This window comes from Burkholderia sp. lig30, assembly GCF_000687455.2.
Classification (GTDB): Bacteria; Pseudomonadota; Gammaproteobacteria; order Burkholderiales; family Burkholderiaceae; genus Burkholderia.
In genome coordinates this window covers 1-2,503 of sequence record NZ_JGVW01000103.1, presented here as the reverse complement: position 1 = coordinate 2,503, position 2,503 = coordinate 1, and the positions used below count along the sequence as shown (strand labels likewise).

General features: G+C 67.0%; 2 protein-coding genes and 1 pseudogene. All 3 read right to left on the bottom strand.

Annotated elements, in window-relative coordinates; all coding sequences use genetic code 11:
* Window positions 1–1,436, bottom strand: a 1,436-nt coding sequence (locus LIG30_RS21010; protein WP_038715117.1) for an alginate export family protein, incomplete at its 3' end; no start/stop codon positions are given.
* Between the two features lie 88 nt (window positions 1,437–1,524).
* Window positions 1,525–2,220, bottom strand: coding sequence for a YoaK family protein (locus tag LIG30_RS21005; RefSeq protein WP_038715114.1), 696 nt, complete (start codon window positions 2,218–2,220; stop codon window positions 1,525–1,527).
* Window positions 2,217–2,503: pseudogene (locus tag LIG30_RS21000) on the bottom strand (glyoxalase/bleomycin resistance/dioxygenase family protein); the annotation flags it as partial. The gene LIG30_RS21005 and the pseudogene LIG30_RS21000, both read right to left, overlap by 4 nt.

Sequence of the window (2,503 nt, the reverse complement as noted above, 5' to 3'; positions counted from 1 at the left end):
CCACCCGCCTGCCGAATCGTATCGCCGACCTGGAAATGCACGGCTTCGACCGAGCCGATCAGGTTGGCCGCGATGGTCCAGTCCGCGCGCAATTGCACATACATCCCCGTCCACAGACTGCCCCTGCCCGCCGTCCCCGGCACGACCTGGCTCCCCTGTTGATAGACCGCGTCGCCGGTCGTCTCCCGCCACTGGAAACCGAGCGCGCCGAGCAGCGACAGATTCGCCGACGGCTTGAGCGTGACGGACGGTTTGACGTGAATCAGGTTCGAATAGCCGGTGTAGCTGGCGAGCGTGAAGTAATAGCCGTTCGGAAACAGCGGATTGAATGTCTCTACCCGGCCATCGTGCGGATGCCGGTCGCCCGACGCCGCGTCGACCTGCAGCGCAACGCGCGGCGACCACGGCAGGTCGAGCCGGTAACCCGCGATCGAGCCCATCGCCCACGCGCCGATCGTGTTGTTGCCGACCGTGCCTGTCTGCAGCATGGCCTCGACGTCCCAGTCGAAACGAGCGTGCGTGCCCGTGTAGCGCAGGTCCCACACGTCGCGATGCTCGGCGCCCCTGGCGTCGATGAAGCGCGCGTTGCTGCGGTTGTAGCGCGACCAATAGCCGGAAAGATCGCCCGGCCCGACCGACTGGCGCTCGAAACGTACGCCGCTGAACGTGAGGTCGCGGTTCGACACGTCGTCGAACGTGGACTGGTCACGATTCTGTACGGGCTGGGTCGCATACGCGATGAAGCGCCACTTCTGGTATTCGTAGTCGACCCAGACCGCGTCGAACGACTGGCGCACGTTCGGGCCGTCGCGCACGGCAATGAAGCGCTGCAAGTCGAACGCCATCTGCTGCCGGCCGACGCGAAACTTGAACGTGCCGCCGCCGAGCCCGCCACTGTAGGTGGCAAACGCCTGCTCGACGTCGAGCGGGTTCTTGTCCACCGGCGTGACCGTGTTCTTGCCGTACGCACGCGCATCATCGAGCTGCACGAAGGCCTGCCAGTGCTCGCCGAGATGCGCGTCCGCGTGAACCTCGACGCGCTGGATCAGATAGGTATCCGACTGCGCGGAACCAATGCCGAACAGCGGCGCATGGTTGCTTTCGACCCGCTCGCGCAGGTTCACGCCGAGCGACAGATAGGATTTCGGGTCGCCGCCGAGCGGCATGTACTTCAGCGTGTCGAACGGCTGGCGTTGAACGCACGGGTTCGCGAGCACCGACCAGTCTTCCTGCCAGCGATTGAACAGCACGACGGGCCGTTTGACGTTGCAGGCGGCCGCCGAAGCGCTGCCGCCTGACGGCGTGCCGGCCGCAGCAGCGGGTTCCGCGAGCGGCTCCGCGAAGACTGCGTCGGCGCCCGTCAACAGCAGCCCCGCGACGACGGGAATGCTTGCGGCGTTTTTGAATCGACGCCCGCGCAGCGCGATGGATACCATGATTTCCCTTGCCGTTGTCGGCTCGTAGTTGTGCCTGCCGCCCCCGCCCACCGGGCGCGTTCGGGGGCTCCCTCCCTTCCCCGCCGAATCAGACGCGCCCCGCCGTCGTCGTGCGCTCGTGTTCCCCGGTGGCCGCCGCGAGCCACGCGAGCGCGCACGCCGGAACGAGCAGCGCCCAGAATCCCGCGTAACGGAAGCCCAGCGCCCCGGCCGTCGCGCCGATCGCGAACGCGACGATGGCCGGCATCATCTTCGCGAACCGCGCGCGGGCCGCCGCGCGCACGCTGTCGGCGGTGCGCGCGGACAACATGTCGACCACGTCGAGAATCGCTTGCGTGACGTTTCCCGTCATGACCGTGTTCGGCACGCCCGGACGCTGGATCAAGCGCGGATGCGCGTTCTGCACGCCCATCGCGATTCCGCCGAGGATGCCGGCCACGACCGCAGGCAGGCTGTCGGGCTGGCTGACCGGCATCGCCCAGACGCCGGCCGCGCAGAAGCCGAACATCAGGACGGCCTGCACCGCATGGAGCAGACGCGCGCCCTGACGGGCGTGCCGTTCGGACAACGACCGCACCAGCAGGCTGCTGAACACGACCCCGCCGACGAATGCCGGAAACACGATCAGCTTCAGGAAGATGCCCCGACCGTAGCCCGCCACGCCGGCCCCGATCAGCACGAAGTTGCCCGTCACGTGCGCCGTGAACAGACCGAACAGCGCGACGAAGCTCAGCGTATCGACGAACCCGGCAATCGCGGCGAGGATCGTGTCTTCGGACTTCATTTCCCCGCACTCGCGTGGATTTCGGCGATATAGCCGCCCGGGAACTGGACGATCGCGGCATCGCGCCCGTCCGACGTGAACGGCGGCACGAGCACCGTCACGCCCGCGCCCTGCGCCTTCTGCAGCGTCGTGGCGAGATTCGGCACTTCATAGCCGGTCATTTCCCGACCGAACGGATAAGGCAGATGGCCATCCGTTGCGATCACGGTCATCTTGCCGAAGCCCGATTCGATGCGTATGCGACGATAGGTATCGTTCGGCCGGCCGATTTCGACGCCGGGCG

Coding starts and splice junctions, on each gene's coding strand:
- LIG30_RS21005 (WP_038715114.1), bottom strand. CDS start 2,220: ATGAAGTCCGAAGACACGATCCTCGCCGCGATTGCCGGGTTCGTCGAT.